The sequence below is a fragment of the Leucobacter allii genome (assembly GCF_022919155.1).
GTDB lineage: Bacteria > Actinomycetota > Actinomycetes > Actinomycetales > Microbacteriaceae > Leucobacter > Leucobacter allii.
Genome location: NZ_CP095045.1, coordinates 169,895 through 185,419, shown reverse-complemented (window position 1 = coordinate 185,419; position 15,525 = coordinate 169,895). Strand labels below are relative to the sequence as shown.

Here is a 15,525-nt window from a genome sequence, read left to right as displayed (position 1 = left end):
CGGGTCGTGCGGATCTGCGGGCGACGGTCAGGACGCGGCGGATCGCGCGTCGTGGCTCAGCGCGCCGCCGAGCACGGTGGCGACGATCTCGAGCTCGTCGATCCGCGGAGCGGTGAGCGGCGAGGCGGAGAACACCGTGAGGTCGGCGAGCTTGCCGCGCTCGAGCGTGCCCTTGTCGGCGATCTGCCCCGTGGCGCGCGCGGCCCACTCCGTGTGGGTGCGCAGCGCCTCCTCCGGCGTGATCGCCTCCGCGGCGCCGAGGACGGCCCCGCTGTCGGTGCGCCGATCCACGGCCGCCTGCATGCCGCGGCGCAGGTCGTTGTCGGCGACGGGCAGATCCGAGGAGCCCGCGAGCAGGATCCCCGCGTCGATGACCGAGCGGCCGCGGTAGAGCCACGACTCGCGCTCGGCGCCCACCCGGGCCGCCATCTGGTCGCCGAGCGGGCCGATGAAGCCGGCCTGCGGGGTGACCGCGATCGAGAGCCGCGCGGCGCGCTCGACCTGATCCGGCCGCGCGATCCCGAAGTGCTCGATGCGGCACGGCACGGCACGCGCGCCGTAGCGCTCCTGCGCCTCCTCGATCACATCGAGGGCGAGATCGATCGCGGCGTCGCCGATGGCGTGGAGGGCGAGCGGCCAGCCGGACCGGTACGCCGCGAGCGCGCGTTCCCGGTACACGGCCGGCTCGTCGAGGAGGTACCCCGTGTTGTGCTCGTGCCCGCAGTAGTCCTCGGTGACCGCGGCCGTCGCGCCCAGCAGCGAGCCGTCGAGGAACACCTTGACGTGCCCGAAGCGCACGAGCTCGTCGCCGAAGCCGAAGCGGATGCCGAGATCGAGCCCGGCGCCGGCGCCCTCGCGGGCGAAGTCGGCGGCGTGGCCGGCGAGCGGCCGCAGCGCGTCGATCGCCGGCATGAGCTGCGCTCGCGCGTGGAGCCTGCCGCTCTCGGCGGCCGCCTGATACGCGGCGACCTCGATGGGGCTGTGGCCGATCCAGCCGCCGCCGACGCCCGCCTCGGTGAAGCTCGTGATGCCCTGGGCGGCGTACCGGGAGGTGGCCGCCTCGAGCGCGTCGACGAGCCGCTCGGTCGAGTAGGGCAGCAGCAGCGCCTGCACGAGGCCCTGCGCGGCCTCCTCGACGAGCCCGGTCGGGCGGCCCGCGGCGTCCCGGACCACGACGCCCCCGACCGGATCGGCGAAGCCGGGATCGAGCGCGCCGACGAGGCGCAGCGTGGCGGAATTCGTGATGGAGGCGTGCCCCGAAGTGTGCCGCAGGTACAGCGGCCGGTTCCCCGTGAGTTCGTCCAGACGTGCGATGTCGGGGAAGGCGCCGTCGTGATGCGACTGGTTGAAGCCGGTCCCGTGCACCCAGGCATCCGCGTCTCCGAGCGCATCGAGCCGGGCGACCTCGGCAGCGATCATCGCGTAGAGCTCGTCGAGGCCGCGCGCGGCGGCGAGGTCGATCGCGGCGAGGCCGAGGCCCCACCACGCCGTGTGGCAATGGGCGTCGATGAGCCCGGGAGTGACCGTCGCGTCGCCGAAGTCCTCGGTGCGCAGCGCCTCGAGCCCGGCGATCTCCTCGTCGAAGCCGACGATGCGATCGCCCAGGACGCCGAGGGCCGTGGCCACGGGGCGCTCCGGGTCGAGGGTCAGGATCCGGGCGGCACGGACGACGAGATCGAGCTTCATGCGGAGACCCCCGCGTCGGCCGCGGCGATCTCGGAGGAGGCCGGGGGCATCACGGCCGCGTCGATGATGAGGTGGAGCAGCGCGGGGCCGTCGGCGGCGAGCGCGCGATCGAGTGCGGCTTCGACGTCCTCGGTGCGCTCGACGCGCTCGCCGTGGCCGCCGAAGCTGCGCATCCATCCGGCGAAGTCGGGGTTCGCCATGCGCGTGCCCGAGGGGCGCCCGGGGTAGTGCCGTTCCTGGTGCTGCACGATGGTGCCGTACACGCCGTTGTCGACCACGATCACGAGCGGTGCGCCGCCGTGGGCGAACGCCGTCGCGAGCTCCTGCCCGTTCATGAGGAAGTCGCCGTCGCCGCACACCGCGACGGCGCGCCGCTCGGGGAAGGCGAGGGACGCGGCGACGGCCGCGGGGACCGCGAGGCCCATGGCGCCGTTGCGCGCGCCCACGAGGCTCGCGGGGGCGAGGTGCCGCACGAAGCGGTGCGCCCAGATCGTCGCGTTGCCGGCGCCGAAGGCGAGCACGGCCTCCCCGGCCAGCCGCTCGTCGAGCAGGCCGAAGGCGATCCCCAGATCGACGCCGGGCTCGGCGAGGCCCTCGGGGATGCCGGACGACCCGGGGACCCCGGGCACGGACGCGTCGGGGCGGTGCGCCGCGAAGCGCGCCTGCGCCTCGGCGCGGCCGCGCATCCAGGCGTCGTCGCGCGACCCGCGGGCCCGCGCGGCATCGACGTCGGCGAGCGCCGCGACGAAGGCGGCCGGGGTCGCGAGGATCTGCTGGTCGATGCGTCCCGCGTGCATGGTCGCCTCGGGATCGGGGCCGACCACCACGGTCTCGGCGTCGAAGCCGAGGGTGTAGCCGTCGCTCGACACATCGGCGCGGCCGCAGCCGACGAAGACGATGAGGTCGGCGGCGGCGTAGCCGGCGGCGACGGCGTCGGCGCGGCCGTAGCCGAGCCACCCGGCCCAGGCCGCGCCCGCGTGCGGCACCGCGTCGTAGGCGCGCCAGTCGCAGAACACGGGGATGCCCGCGGCCTCGGCGAAGGCGAGGAGCGCGCGGCCCTCCCCGGCCTGCCAGCCGTCGCCGCCGAGCACGAGGGCGGGCCGGCGCGCGCCGGCGAGACGGCTCGCGAGCGCGTCGAGCTCGGCGGGCGCCGGCTGCGGGCGTGCCGGCGGGATCGCGGCGGGCGCCGCCGCGTCGGTCTCGCGCACCAGCAGATCCTCGGGGAGGCCGATGACGACCGGGCCCGGACGCCCCGACGCGGCGACCCGCATCGCCTCGGCCACGAGCTCGCCGGCGCGGTCGGGATCGTCGATGGTCAGCACGCGCTTCGCCGTCGAGCCGAACCACCCCGTGAGGCTGAACTCCTGGAACGCGTCGCGCTCCCGATCGGCGACGGGGATGAGGCCGACGAAGAGCACGAGCGCGGTGGCGTCCTGCCACGCCGTGTGGACGGCGATCATCGCATTCGCGGCGCCCGGGCCGCGCGTGACCATGGCGACGCCCGGGCGTCCCGTGAGCCGCCCCTCCGCGAGCGCCATGAAGCCGGCGCCGCCCTCGTGCCGGCAGACGATCGTCTCGATCGGGGAGTCGTGGAGCCCGTCGAGCACGTCGAGGTAGCTCTCGCCCGGGACCGCGTACACGCGTTCGACGCCGTGCGTCTCGAGGGTCTTGACGATGAGGTGTCCGGCTGACTGCGCCATGTGCGCCAGGTCCTTTCGTGGGATCGGTGCGCGAGGGATCGCGCGATGGGGAGACGACGGGCCGGCCCGGAGCACCGGACCGGCCCGTCGGACAGCGGTCAGTGCTTGAAGCCGGGGAGCTTCACGCTCAGTCGCGGGGCGATCGCGCCGGCGACGGCGCTGAAGAGCGACAGGAAGACGAGCATCGCCGCAGCCGGCCACCAGTGGTTGGCGGCGCCGGCCACGAACCCGGTCGCGAGCAGCGGGATGAAGCCGGAGAGCATGCCGGCGACGTTCTGCGCCATGCCGACCCCCGTGTAGCGGGTCTTCGCGGGGAACAGACCGGTGAGCACGGTGCCCGAGGCGGCGTAGGGCAGGGAGAGCGCCGCGACGGCGAGGGTCATCGAGACGACGACGAGCACCGGGTTGCCCGAGGAGAGCATGAGGAACGCGGGGACCGAGACGATCGCCGAGGCGATGCCGCCCCAGAGGATCACCTTGCTGGCCCCGTACTTGGCGCCGAGGCTGCCGCCCCACAGCAGGGCCAGGATCTCGACGGCGGCCGCGACCATGCTGCCGAGGAGCATGAGCGAGGAGGAGTAGCCGAGCACGTTCACGCCGTACCAGACGCAGAACGCGGTCACGAGGTAGAAGCCGCCGACGCCGAGCAGCGCGGCCGCCATGCCCACGATGATCTGCCTCCAACTGTCGCGGAAGGTCGTGAGGACGGGGCTCTTGACGACCTCGCCGGACTCCTCGAGCTGCCGGAAGACCGGGGACTCCTCCAGCCTCGAGCGGATGTAGACGGCGATGAGCAGCAGCGGCAGGGCGATGAGGAACGGGATGCGCCAGCCCCAGGCGTCGAAGTTCTGCTGCGAGAAGAGGAGCGTCATGACGAAGAAGCCGCCCGAGGAGAGGATCGTGCCGATCGGCGAGCCGATCTGCGGGATCGCCGCGTAGCGGGCGCGCAGGTGCAGGGGGGCGTTCTCGACGACGATCGTCATGGCGCCCGACCACTCCCCGCCGACGAAGAGGCCCTGCAGCACGCGCAGCAGCACGAGGAGCACGGGGGCGGCGATGCCGATGGCCGCGTAGGTGGGCAGCAGGCCGATGAGGCCGGTCACGAGGCCGATGCCGACGATCGTGATCATGAGCACCTTGCGGCGGCCGACGCGGTCGCCCATGCGGCCGAAGATGATGCCGCCGATCGGTCGCGCCGCGAGCCCGACGCCGAAGGTGGCGAAGGAGGCGAGAGCCGCCGCGGTGGCGTTCTCGCTCGTGAAGTACTGGACGTTGAAGACCAGGGCTGCGGCGGCGCTGAACAGGAAGAAGTCGTACCATTCCAGGGCGGTGCCGATCAGGGCGCCGAGGGCGACCTTGTTCGCGTCCTTGACGCTCAGTTCCTGCGTCGCGTCGTATTCGATCGACGCCGTGTGCGTTGTCTCGCTCAAGTTTCTCTCCGTCGAGGGATGCGGGCTGAGGATCGACCGGCGCGGGTGCGGCGGTCTCGGTAGTCGAGCCTCTCAAGGATTCTGCCCGGGTGCGGGCGTCCATCGCCCCCGATTCTCGCGCACGCCCTGTGCATATGCACATATTCTGGGGGCATGCACCCCGAGTCTCCCCGCAGCCTCAGCGGCATCCCCGAGCCGGCGGATGCGCGCCGCTGGTCCGAGCTGCTCGACCGCCTCGACGTCGACGCCCTCACGGAGACGTTCCTCGGCCTCGTCGTGAAGATCCCGGGGTACGACCCGCCGCCCGTGCCCCTCTCCGAGGTCCGGCGCACGGGCAGGCTCTCCTTCGAGGCGCTCGTCGACGGGCTGCGGGACGGGGGCTTCGGCGCCCGGATCCCCGTGTCGAGCGATGTCGGGGTGTCCCGCGCGCGCGCCGGGATCCCGATCACCTCGCTCATGACCGCGATCCGGCTCGACTTCACGGTGCTGTGGGATGCGCTCACCCGGGTCGCGACCGCCGAGGACGCGGAGCTGATCGTCCGTCACACGGGCAACGTGCTCCGCACCGTCGACGAGTACGCGGGGCAGACGCAGCAGGCCTACGTGGAGGAGCGCGCCCGGATGCAGGAGGAGGCTTCGTCCGTGCGGCGCGGTCTCGTGGCCTCGCTGTTCCAGGAGCCGCAGCCGACGGAGGAGCGGCTGCGCGGCATCGCCGAGGCCCTCGGCGTCCCGCACGAGGCCCCGCTGCTCGTCGCGGCGGCGATCGAGGCGGATGTCGCGGCGCTGCGGGTCCACGTCTCTGAGCTCGAGCGGGCCGGGGCGACCGTCTTCACCTACTATCTCGGCGACACCCTCGTCGTCTTCACGCAGCGCCTCGCGCTCCCCGGATCGCGGCTCGAGGAGCTGGCGCACGGCGTGCTCGACCTCCGGGTCGGCGTCGTCGTCGCGGAATCCGGCATGCCGGGTCTGCGACGGGCGGCCACGACCGCACGGGATCTCGCGCGGCTCTTCCGACCCGAGGAGAGCGGGGCGATGACCTGGAACCGCGGCTGGGCGCGGATGGCCGGGCGCGGGCTCCTCGCGGCGGGCAGTCCGATCATCGAGGACGTCAACGCAGCGCTCGCCGGCTGCGGGGAGGCGGAGCGGACGCGGCTCGAGGAGGCGACCCGCAGCTACCTCGCGACCGGGAGCATCGGCCGCTCCGCGACCGAGCTCTTCTGCCACCGCAACACGGTGACCAATCGGCTGCGGCGCTTCGCCGAGCTCACGGGCGTCGACCCGCTCGTCCCCGAGCAGGCTGCGCGCCTCGTGATCGGCTGGGCCTAGGCGCCTACCCGGGCAGGGAGGGGCGGCGCTCGGCGCTCGGTCCGCGCGGGATGAAGCAGGTGAGCGCGGTGGCGGCGACGGCGAGGGCGATCGCGATCCAGAAGCAGGTGACGAACGCGGCCTCCGTGGGGATCGCCCGGCCGTCGACCGTCGTGCTCATCGCCGCGAGCACCCCGCCCATCACCGCCGAGGCGCTCGAGGTGCCCACCGAGCGGAAGAGCGCGTTGAGGCCGTTGGAGACCCCGGTCTCATCGGCCGGCACCGATCGCATGATGATCATCGGCATGGCCGCGAAGGCGAAGGCGATGCCGATGCCGATGATCGCGTTGGCGACGACGATGTGCCAGATCTCCGAGGACCACAGCAGCACGAAGACGTAGGCGAGCACGATGCTCGCCGTGCCGATGGTGAAGAGCGGGCGCGGACCGAAGAGCCGCTCGAGCCAGCCGGACAGCGGCGAGAGCACCATCATGATGACGCCGGCCGGCATGATGCAGATCGCCGCCTCCATCATCGTGAGCCCGAAGCCGACGCCCGTCTCCGCGGGCAGCTCGAGCAGCTGCGGGAAGGTCACGTTGGAGCCGAAGAGCGCGAAGCCCATGCCGATGGCGGCGAGGTTCGTGAGCAGCACGGGGCGGCGCGCGGCCACCCGGAGGTCCACGAGCGGTTCGGCCGTCCTCAGCTGGTAGACGCCCCAGAGGAGGAGCGCGACGATCCCCGCACCGAGCGAGGCGAGCGCGGGCGCCGATCCCCACCCCCAGTCCGAGCCGCGCGACACGTACAGCAGCAGGCCGGTGAGGCCGAAGGCGAGGCCGAGCGCCCCGAGCAGGTCGAGCCGGCCGGGCGAGCGCAGCGTGTCCTCCGGCACGGCGAGGGCGACCGCGACGACGCAGAGCACCCCGAGCCCCGCGGATACCCAGAACAGCATATGCCAGTCGGAGGTCTCGGCAATGAATGCCGCGAGCGGCATGCCGAGCGCGCCGCCCACCCCCATCGTGGCGCTCATGAGCGCCACGGCGGTGCCGAGCCGGGCCGGCGGGAGGACGTCGCGCATGATGGCGATGCCGAGGGGCACCACGCCCGTGGTGATCCCCTGCAGTCCGCGGCCCGCGATGATCCCCGGGACCGACTGCGAGAGGGCCGCGACGACCGAGCCGACGATGAGCGCGGCGAGGAGCGCGAGCACCACGCGGCGCTTCCCGTACATGTCGCCGAGACGCCCCGAGATCGGTGTCGCGACGGCCGCGACGAGCAGCGTGATCGTCACGACCCACGCGGCGTCCTCCTTGGAGGCGCCCAGCAGCTCGGGCAGCTCCCCCTGCAGCGGCACGACGAGCGTGAACATGAACGCCGAGTTGAGCCCGGCGAAGGCGAGCGCGGCGATGACGGCCCAGGTGGGCGGTCGCCTGGTGAGCCGCCGCATCAGAAGTGGTACGGGAACGGCGACCAGTCGGGCTCGCGCTTCTCCAGGAAGGAGTCGCGCCCCTCGACCGCCTCGTCGGTGCCGTAGGCGAGGCGGGTGGTCTCGCCGGCGAAGAGCTGCTGGCCGACGATGCCGTCGTCGACGGCGTTCATCGCGTACTTGAGCATGCGGATCGCGGTCGGCGACTTCCCGAGGATGGTCCGCGCCCAGGCGATCCCCGTCCGCTCGAGCTCCGCGTGGGCGACGACCGCGTTGACCGCGCCGATCTCGCGCGCCCGCTCCGCGTCGTAGGTCTCGGCGAGGAAGAAGATCTCCCGTGCGAACTTCTGCCCGACCTGCCGGGCGAAGTAGGCGCTGCCGTAGCCCGCATCGAACGAGCCGACGTCGGCGTCGGTCTGCTTGAACCTCCCGTGCTCGCGGCTCGCGATCGTCAGGTCGCAGACGACGTTCAGCGAGTGCCCGCCGCCCGCCGCCCAGCCCGGCACGAGCGCGATGACGACCTTCGGCATGAAGCGGATGAGGCGCTGCACCTCGAGGATGTGCAGCCGTCCGGCCCGCGCGGCCGACTCGGGGCCGACAGCGGTCTCGGAGTCCGAGTACCGGTACCCATCGCGGCCGCGGATGCGCTGGTCGCCGCCCGAGCAGAAGGCCCAGCCGCCGTCCTTCGGCGACGGGCCGTTGCCGGTGAGCAGCACGACCCCCACCCGCGGGTCGATGCGCGCCCGGTCGAGGGCGTCGTACAGCTCGTCGACGGTGCGCGGGCGGAAGGCGTTGCGCACCTCGGGACGGTCGAATGCGACCCGCGCGATGCGGCCGTCGCGGCTCAGGTGGGCGGTGATGTCGGTGTACCCCTCGGCGCCGGGTGCGAGCTCCCACTCGGCCGGGTCGAAGAGCTCGGATACCTGGTGCGTCATGCCTCCACCCTATTCCCAGGGTCGGAGGCGGGCGCCGGAGGGGATGCCCGCTCAGGACACGGCGACCCCGAAGAGCATGCCGATGAGGTAGGTCGCCGCCATCGTGGCGGAGCCCATCACGACGTTGCGCACGATCGCCGGCACCCGCGGCGCATCCCCGAGCGCTGCGCTGATCCATCCGGTGAGCAGCAGCCCGATGACGACCGCGGCCGCGGCGATCCAGACCCGGTGCTCGCCGAAGGGCAGCAGGATCATGATGAGCGGGATCAGGGCGCCCGCGGTGAACGCGACGAAGGAGGAGACGGCTGCCGCCCACGGGCTCGTGTACTCGTCGGGATCGATGCCGAGTTCGACCTCGGCGTGCGCGGCGAGCGCGTCGTGCGCCGTCAGCTCCTCGGCGACCCGGGCGGCGAGCTCCTCCGAGAGCCCGCGCTCGCGGTAGAAGCCGGTGAGTTCCGCGAGCTCGGCCTCGGGCATCTCGCGCAGCTCGCGCCGCTCCTTCGCGATGAGCGCGCGCTCGGTGTCGCGCTGCGTGCTCACCGAGACGTACTCCCCTCCCGCCATCGAGAAGGCGCCCGCGACGAGCGCGGCGAGCCCCGCGGTGGCGATGGCGAGCACGTTGCCCGGGGTGGCGCCGGCGACGCCGATGACGACGCCAGCGGTCGAGACGATCCCGTCGTTCGCGCCGAGCACCCCGGCCCGCAACCAGTTGAGCCGCCGCCCCACGCTCTGCTCGTGGGCCTCCCCGGCGTGCGCCGCCGGCGTCGTCTCGCTGCGCTCGGTCATGCCGCCATTGTCCCGCGGAACGCCCGCGGGTCCAAGCACCCGTGGCAGGATCGGAGCATGGAGCTTCGCCCCGCCGGATCCGCCCGCCCGCCCCTCGACGCGGTGCTCGACGCGATGCGGGTCGTCGCGATCCCCACCCGCACGCGCTTCCGCGGGGTGACCGTGCGCGAGGCGGCGCTCTTCGACGCGCCGCTCGGAGCGAGCGAGTTCTCGCCGTTCCCCGAGTACGGCGATGCGGAGGCCGCGGCGTGGCTCGCCGCGGCGCTCGACTTCGGCTGGCGGGAGCAGCCGGCTCTTCGGCGCGAGCGCATCGCGGTGAACGCGACGGTGCCGGCGGTGCCGGCAGCGGCGGTGCCCGGGATCCTCGCCCGCTTCCCCGGCTGCCGGACGGCGAAGGTGAAGGTCGCCGAGCGCGGCCAGACGCTCGCGGAGGACGCGGCGCGGGTCGGCGCCGTGCGCGCGGCCCTCGGCCCCGATGCCCTGATCCGCATCGACGCGAACGGCGGATGGACGGTCGCGGAGGCGCTCGCGGCGCTCGAGGCCCTCGCCCCCGTCGGCCTCGACTACGCGGAGCAGCCGTGCGCGGACGTCCCCGGGCTCGCGGCGGTGCGCTTGGGGCTCCGGGCCCGCGGCATCCCCGTGCGGATCGCGGCCGACGAGAGCGTGCGGAAGGCGGAGGATCCGCTCGCCGTCGCCCGCGCGGGCGCCGCCGACCTCCTCGTCGTGAAGGCGCAGCCGCTCGGCGGCATCGGGCGGGCGCTCGGGATCGTGGCCGAGGCCGGTCTCCCGGTCGTCGTGTCGAGCGCGCTCGACACCTCCGTGGGGATCGCGATGGGGCTGCGGCTCGCCGCGGCCCTCCCCGACGGCGCGCTCGCGGGGGCCTGCGGGCTGGGCACGGCCGCACTGCTCGCCGGCGACGTGGTCGCGGACCCCCTGCTCCCGGTCGACGGCGCGATCGCCGTGCGCCGCCCCGCGCTCGACCCCGAGCGACTCGAGCGCCATCGCGCACGGCCCGAGCGGGAGGCGTGGTGGCGGGAGCGCGTGCGCCGCGCCTACGCCCGCCTCCCCGCCTGAGCCGCCCGAGTCGCCCGCTCCCCTGCGTCCCCTCTCGTCCCCTCGCGTCGCGTTCACCCCCTCCGCTCGCGTCTGCCCGCTCCCCATGGATCCGGGTCGCTGCGGCAGGGTGCGTCGGCCGCGCACCCTGCCGCAGCGACCCGGATCCTGAAAGGGGATCGGGCGGAGAGCGATCGTTGTCGGGACAATCCGGGGATGGAGGCGTCCCGGGGACCCCGGGTTCGGAGATTCGAAGGTCCGGGTTCATGCTCAGGGTGTGAGCTCGGGGGCGCTCGGAGGGCCGCGCTCGGAGATTCCGGTTTCGGGACTCCGGAATGGGGCGGGTCGGGGCCCACGGAGAGGAATAAGGATCCGGGTCGCTGCGGCAGGGTGCGTCGGCCGCGCACCCTGCCGCAGCGACCCGGATCCTGCGCGCGTTGCGGCTCCCGGGTGCTGCGCGTGCTGCGGGGGTGGCGGGTCGCGGGGTGGCGGGATCGCGGGCCGCGGGATCCCGGGATCGCGGGGCCGGGGGATCGCGGGGTGGCGGGGTGGCGGGATCGTCGCCCCGCGGGGCGACGATCCCGAAGAATCTCGATTTACCTATGGACATAGGCTATGTCCATCGTTACTCTGTTCACGTGGGTGCAACGCGGCACCCCGGGAAAGGACGACACCGTGACGAGTTCCGCCGCCCTCAAGCTGCTCGACGGCTTCTCCCTCGAGATGACCGGCAAGGATGTCCCGGGGCTCGAAGAGGCCCGCGACGCGATCCCCCTCGGCACCAAGATCAACGTGACCTTCCTCGGCAACGAGGATCTCGAGATGCGCGTGAACGCCGCGAAGGCCGTCAAGGACATGGGCTTCGTGCCCGTGCCCCACATCTCGGCCAGACGGCTCTCCTCCCAGGCGCAGCTCGAGGAGTTCCTCGACCGCCTGCAGCAGGTCGGGGCCACGGAGCACGTGTTCTGCGTCGGCGGCGACCCCGCCACGCCCGAGGGCCCCTACCCCGATTCGCTGTCGGTCATCCGCACCGGGATCCTCCAGCGCTACGGCGTCGCCGAGGTGAGCATCGCCGGCTACCCCGAGGGTCACCCGGACATCGCGGACGACGTGCTCTGGAAGCACCTCGAGGACAAGTCGGCCGCGCTGCAGGAGCAGGGCCTCGGCGCCGTCGTCCTCACCCAGTTCGCCTTCGACGCCGACGCCGTCCTCTCGTGGGTCCAGGGCGTGCGCTCGCGCGGCATCGACTCCGAGCTGCGCATCGGCACGCCCGGCCCCGCCGGCATCAAGCGCCTCCTGAACTACGCGCGCCGCTTCGGCGTCGGCTCGAGCGCCGGCATCGTGAAGAAGTACGGCTTCTCGCTCACCAACCTCATGGGGACCGCCGGGCCCGACCGCTTCATGACCGAGCTCGGCCAGCGGCTCGAGTCCCATCCGGAGTCCGGGGTCGTGGGTACCCACTTCTACACCTTCGGCGGGCTCCGCGCGACCGCGGAGTGGGCGCGCAGCTTCGCCACGGGCGCGCAGGCGTAGGGGGCGAGCATGACCATCATCGAAGCCCGGAGGGATCAGGCCTGCCTGATCGTGCACGGGCCGGATCAGCCCGGCATCGTCTCCGCCGTCACGACGCTCATCACCCGCAATCGCGCGAATATCGTCTCCCTCGACCAGTACACCGACGACCCCGAGGGCGGCGCCTTCTTCCAGCGCCTGGTCTTCCACCGCACCGACTTCACCGCGGCCCGCCCCGAGATCGAGGCGGACCTCGAGCGCACGCTCGAGCCCTTCGGCGTCTCCTGGCGCCTGGAGGACATGTCGGTGCCCAAGCGCATGGCGGTGCTCGCCTCCACGAGCGACCACTGCCTGCTCGACCTCCTCTGGCGCCAGCGGCGCGGCGACCTGCCGGTGACCATCCCCATGGTGATCTCCAACCACACGAACGTGGCGGAGGACGTCCGCTCCTTCGGCGTCCCCTTCTTCCACGTCCCCTCGCAGGGGCCGGACAAGTCGGAGGCCGAGGCGCGCATCCTCGAGCTGCTCACCGGCAACGTCGATTTCGTCGTGCTCGCCCGCTACATGCAGATCATCTCGGGGGACTTCCTCCAGAAGGTCGGCGTGCCCGTGATCAACATCCACCACTCCTTCCTGCCGGCCTTCATCGGCGCCGCCCCCTACCGCAAGGCCAAGGAGCGGGGCGTGAAGCTGATCGGGGCGACGAGCCACTACGTGACGGAGGACCTCGACGAGGGCCCGATCATCGAGCAGGACGTCATCCGGGTGACGCACTCGCAGACCGCCGCCGAGCTCCAGACCCGGGGCGCGAACGTCGAGCGCAACGTGCTCAGCCGCGCCGTCATCTGGCACGCGGAGGACCGCGTGATCCGCAACGGCAACTCCACCATCGTCTTCAACTGACACGGGTCCCTCCCCCGAGGCTCCCCTTCCACCCGCAACAGAGAGGTTCAACCATGGCGAACAATCTCCAGCAACTGCTCGATCAGACCAACCCGGTCGAGCTGCTGCGCAACTCCCAGATCGGCTCGTACATCTACCCCGTCGTGCCGGCCGACTTCACCAACTGGATCAAGGAGCAGCGCGCGTGGCGCGAGACCGCGGTCCTCTACGATCAGTCGCACCACATGGACAACGTGTTCCTCAAGGGCTCCGACGCCATCAAGCTGATCTCGGACACCGCGATCAACTCGGTCGCGAACTTCGCGGTGAACAAGGCGAAGCAGTACGTCCCCACCACCGCGGCGGGCCACGTCATCGGCGACGGCATCCTCTTCCGCGAGGCCGAGGACGAGTACGTGTACGTGGGCCGCGCCCCGGCGTCCAACTGGCTGATGTTCCACGGCGAGACCGGCGGCTACCAGAACCTCGACATCGAGGTGGATCGCCGCTCCCCGTCGCGCCCCTACGGCGCCGCGGTCGCGCGCAAGTACTACCGCTTCCAGATCCAGGGGCCGAACGCCTGGGCCGTGATCGAGAAGCTCAACGGGGGGCCGCTCGAGAAGCTCGGCTTCTTCAACATGTCGACGATGCGGATCGCCGGCAAGGAGGTCCGCACGCTCCGCCACGGCATGGCCGGCGCCCCCGGCCTCGAGATCTGGGGCCCGTACGCGGATCACGATCACATCCGCGACGCGATCGTCGAGGCCGGCGCCGAGTTCGGCCTGCTCCCCGTGGGCTCCCGGGCCTACCCCTCGAACACGCTCGAGTCGGGCTGGATCCCCTCGCCGCTCCCCGCCATCTACACGGGTGAGGCCGAGCGCGCCTACCGCGAGTGGCTCGGCGTGGACAGCTACGAGGCGACGGGCACGCTCGCCGGCTCCTTCGTCTCCGAGAACATCGAGGACTACTACCTCACGCCGTGGGAGCTCGGCTACGGCTCCTTCGTGAAGTTCGATCACGACTTCATCGGCCGCGACGCGCTCGAGCAGATGGACCCCGCCCAGCAGCGCAAGAAGGTCACCCTCGCCTGGAACGCCGAGGACCTCGGCAAGGTGTGGACCTCGCTGCTGAACGTCGACGGACCGAACTACAAGTTCTTCGACCTGCCGCTCGCGAACTACGGCTCGGCCAACTACGACGCGGTGGTCGACGCCGACGACAACGTGGTCGGCTACTCCATGTTCACCGGCTACAGCGCGAACGAGCGCCGCGGTCTCTCGCTCGCGACCGTCGATCCGTCGGTCCCCGAGGGCACCGAGCTGCGCGTGGTCTGGGGCGAGCCGAACGGCGGCACCAGCAAGGCCTCCGTCGAGACGCACGAGCAGACGGACGTGCGCGCCGTCGTCAGCCCCGTGCCCTACTCCACCGTCGCCCGCAGGACCTACCAGGGCGGCTGGCGCACCGGATACCAGGAGTCCTAACCTGGAACCGGAGGGCCCGCGTCTCTGACCGGGCCCTCCGACGCCGTCCAGCCATCCTCGAGGAGACGACCATGAGCCTGCGCCACGCGCTTCTCGCCCTGCTGCGGGTCGGCCCGCTCTCGGGCTACGACCTCCAGAAGCAGTTCTCCCAGTCCGTGGGGCACGTGTGGCACGCCGCGGACTCCCAGATCTACCCCGAACTGCGCAAGATGGCTCTCGAGGGCCTCGTGACCGTGGAGGAGCAGACGCGCGGCGAGCGCGGCATGCGGAAGGTCTACCACGTCACCGAGGACGGGGAGCGCGCCTTCACCGACTGGCTCGACAGCGCTCCCGAGTACCAGCGCATCCGCGACGCGGCGCATCTGCGCGCCGCGTATCTCGAGAGCGCCGATCCCGAGGCCGCCCGCGCATTCCTGCGCGCGCACATCGCCCACTGGGAGCACGAGCTCTCCTGCTGGGAGGGCGAGCTCAGCCACATCGAGGCGATCGACAATCCGATGCTCGTGCGCCGCCTCGCCGTCACCTCCGAGCAGGACCGCGAACGGACGATCGCGTACAAGCGCTTCGCCTACGACGGGCTCGCGGATCGCGCGCGCGGCGAGATCGCCTGGGCCGAGCGCGGGCTCCGGCTCATCGACGAGCTCGAGGGGCCGGGGGCGCGCTGATGCACCCGGGTCCGACGACTGCGCCGGGCGGCGCGGGATCCGCGACGCCCGCGCCCCGCGAGGTCGACCGGCCGCGCGCGATGCGCGCGGTCGCCGAGTTCCTCGCGGCGATGGGCGAGGATCCCGAGCGTTCGGAGCTGCGCCGCACCCCCGAGCGCGTCACCGAGCTGGCCGTCGGGCTCTTCGCCCAGGCCGGTGCCGACCTCGGGTCCGCGCTCGGCACCCCGATGGCGATCACGGACGCGGAGTCGCTCGGACAGCTCGTCGTGGTCTCCGAGATCCCGTTCCGCTCGCTCTGCCCGCACCACCTGCTCCCCTTCGAGGGCACGGTGGACGTCACCTACGCCCCCGACCGCAGGCTCGCGGGCTTCAGCCGGGTCGTGCGGCTCGTCGAGGCCGCCTCGCAGCGCCTGCAGCTGCAGGAGCGCATGGGCGAGCAGATCGCCCAGACCCTCATGACCGTGCTCGAACCGCACGGCGTGCGCGTGCGCATCGAGGCCTCCCACGGCTGCGTCACGATGCTCGAGCACGGCGCGGCCTCCGTGCGCATGATGACGACGTGCAGCCGCGGTACGCTCGCGGATCCGGAGTCCCCGGGATCCGGATCTGGATCCGACGCGGACTTGTCAGGCCCGCGCGCACAGGCTTAGATTGTCTGAGAAGTCAT

The 15,525-nt window shown here is 72.5% G+C and carries 13 protein-coding genes; 7 read left to right on the top strand and 6 right to left on the bottom strand.

The features are described from left to right. Positions 1-27 precede the first annotated feature (27 nt). From MUN78_RS00805 to MUN78_RS00795, 3 genes are all read right to left on the bottom strand, one after another. A complete protein-coding gene (locus MUN78_RS00805) occupies positions 28-1,686 on the bottom strand; it encodes an amidohydrolase (protein ID WP_244728147.1) in 1,659 nt (552 codons plus the stop codon). Then, complete coding sequence (locus MUN78_RS00800; protein WP_244728145.1) at positions 1,683-3,386, bottom strand: thiamine pyrophosphate-dependent enzyme; 1,704 nt, start codon at positions 3,384-3,386, stop codon at positions 1,683-1,685. Before MUN78_RS00800 ends, MUN78_RS00805 begins: the two co-directional genes overlap by 4 nt. A gap of 98 nt (positions 3,387-3,484) precedes the next feature. Next, positions 3,485-4,816, bottom strand: a complete 1,332-nt coding sequence (locus tag MUN78_RS00795) for an MFS transporter (RefSeq protein WP_244728143.1) — start codon at positions 4,814-4,816, stop codon at positions 3,485-3,487. Between the two features lie 153 nt (positions 4,817-4,969). Between MUN78_RS00795 and MUN78_RS00790 the strand changes: the two genes are divergently transcribed. Next, on the top strand, positions 4,970-6,142 hold the full coding sequence (locus MUN78_RS00790) for a PucR family transcriptional regulator (RefSeq protein ID WP_244728141.1): 1,173 nt from the start codon (positions 4,970-4,972) through the stop codon (positions 6,140-6,142). A gap of 4 nt (positions 6,143-6,146) precedes the next feature. On the opposite strand, the gene MUN78_RS00785 is transcribed toward MUN78_RS00790, so the two are convergent. The 3 genes from MUN78_RS00785 to MUN78_RS00775 are packed head-to-tail and all read right to left on the bottom strand — an operon-like array spanning position 6,147 to position 9,265. Next, positions 6,147-7,565 (bottom strand): MFS transporter, encoded by a 1,419-nt coding sequence (locus tag MUN78_RS00785; protein WP_244728139.1) that lies wholly within the window; start codon positions 7,563-7,565, stop codon positions 6,147-6,149. Next, positions 7,565-8,479: a 1,4-dihydroxy-2-naphthoyl-CoA synthase gene (locus tag MUN78_RS00780; RefSeq protein ID WP_244692450.1), complete on the bottom strand. Its 915-nt coding sequence runs from the start codon at positions 8,477-8,479 to the stop codon at positions 7,565-7,567. Before MUN78_RS00780 ends, MUN78_RS00785 begins: the two co-directional genes overlap by 1 nt. A gap of 51 nt (positions 8,480-8,530) precedes the next feature. Further along, positions 8,531-9,265: a VIT1/CCC1 transporter family protein gene (locus MUN78_RS00775; protein ID WP_244728137.1), complete on the bottom strand. Its 735-nt coding sequence runs from the start codon at positions 9,263-9,265 to the stop codon at positions 8,531-8,533. A gap of 57 nt (positions 9,266-9,322) precedes the next feature. Between MUN78_RS00775 and MUN78_RS00770 the strand changes: the two genes are divergently transcribed. The 6 genes from MUN78_RS00770 (at position 9,323) to folE (ending at position 15,508) form a co-directional block, all read left to right on the top strand. Beyond that, positions 9,323-10,339, top strand: coding sequence for an o-succinylbenzoate synthase (locus MUN78_RS00770; RefSeq protein WP_244728135.1), 1,017 nt, complete (start codon positions 9,323-9,325; stop codon positions 10,337-10,339). Between the two features lie 594 nt (positions 10,340-10,933). Then, on the top strand, positions 10,934-11,851 hold the full coding sequence (locus MUN78_RS00765) for a methylenetetrahydrofolate reductase (protein WP_244728133.1): 918 nt from the start codon (positions 10,934-10,936) through the stop codon (positions 11,849-11,851). 9 nt (positions 11,852-11,860) lie between these two features. Then, complete coding sequence (purU, locus tag MUN78_RS00760; RefSeq protein ID WP_244692446.1) at positions 11,861-12,733, top strand: formyltetrahydrofolate deformylase; 873 nt, start codon at positions 11,861-11,863, stop codon at positions 12,731-12,733. A 53-nt stretch (positions 12,734-12,786) separates the two neighbouring features. Continuing rightward, complete coding sequence (ligM, locus tag MUN78_RS00755) at positions 12,787-14,193, top strand: vanillate/3-O-methylgallate O-demethylase (RefSeq protein ID WP_244692445.1); 1,407 nt, start codon at positions 12,787-12,789, stop codon at positions 14,191-14,193. A gap of 71 nt (positions 14,194-14,264) precedes the next feature. Continuing rightward, positions 14,265-14,858, top strand: a complete 594-nt coding sequence (locus MUN78_RS00750; RefSeq protein WP_244692444.1) for a PadR family transcriptional regulator — start codon at positions 14,265-14,267, stop codon at positions 14,856-14,858. Then, a complete protein-coding gene (gene folE / locus MUN78_RS00745; protein WP_244728131.1) occupies positions 14,858-15,508 on the top strand; it encodes a GTP cyclohydrolase I in 651 nt (216 codons plus the stop codon). Before MUN78_RS00750 ends, folE begins: the two co-directional genes overlap by 1 nt. Positions 15,509-15,525: the final 17 nt, after the last annotated feature.

What these genes read in the sequence shown, in the direction of transcription:
- MUN78_RS00785 (WP_244728139.1), bottom strand. Translation starts at nt 7,565, where the DNA reads ATGCGGCGGCTCACCAGGCGACCGCCCACCTGGGCCGTCATCGCCGCG.
- MUN78_RS00775 (WP_244728137.1), bottom strand. Translation starts at nt 9,265, where the DNA reads ATGACCGAGCGCAGCGAGACGACGCCGGCGGCGCACGCCGGGGAGGCC.
- MUN78_RS00770 (WP_244728135.1), top strand. Translation starts at nt 9,323, where the DNA reads ATGGAGCTTCGCCCCGCCGGATCCGCCCGCCCGCCCCTCGACGCGGTG.
- purU (WP_244692446.1), top strand. Translation starts at nt 11,861, where the DNA reads ATGACCATCATCGAAGCCCGGAGGGATCAGGCCTGCCTGATCGTGCAC.
- MUN78_RS00765 (WP_244728133.1), top strand. Translation starts at nt 10,934, where the DNA reads ATGTCCATCGTTACTCTGTTCACGTGGGTGCAACGCGGCACCCCGGGA.
- MUN78_RS00790 (WP_244728141.1), top strand. Translation starts at nt 4,970, where the DNA reads ATGCACCCCGAGTCTCCCCGCAGCCTCAGCGGCATCCCCGAGCCGGCG.
- MUN78_RS00805 (WP_244728147.1), bottom strand. Translation starts at nt 1,686, where the DNA reads ATGAAGCTCGATCTCGTCGTCCGTGCCGCCCGGATCCTGACCCTCGAC.
- ligM (WP_244692445.1), top strand. Translation starts at nt 12,787, where the DNA reads ATGGCGAACAATCTCCAGCAACTGCTCGATCAGACCAACCCGGTCGAG.
- MUN78_RS00780 (WP_244692450.1), bottom strand. Translation starts at nt 8,479, where the DNA reads ATGACGCACCAGGTATCCGAGCTCTTCGACCCGGCCGAGTGGGAGCTC.
- MUN78_RS00750 (WP_244692444.1), top strand. Translation starts at nt 14,265, where the DNA reads ATGAGCCTGCGCCACGCGCTTCTCGCCCTGCTGCGGGTCGGCCCGCTC.
- MUN78_RS00800 (WP_244728145.1), bottom strand. Translation starts at nt 3,386, where the DNA reads ATGGCGCAGTCAGCCGGACACCTCATCGTCAAGACCCTCGAGACGCAC.
- folE (WP_244728131.1), top strand. Translation starts at nt 14,858, where the DNA reads ATGCACCCGGGTCCGACGACTGCGCCGGGCGGCGCGGGATCCGCGACG.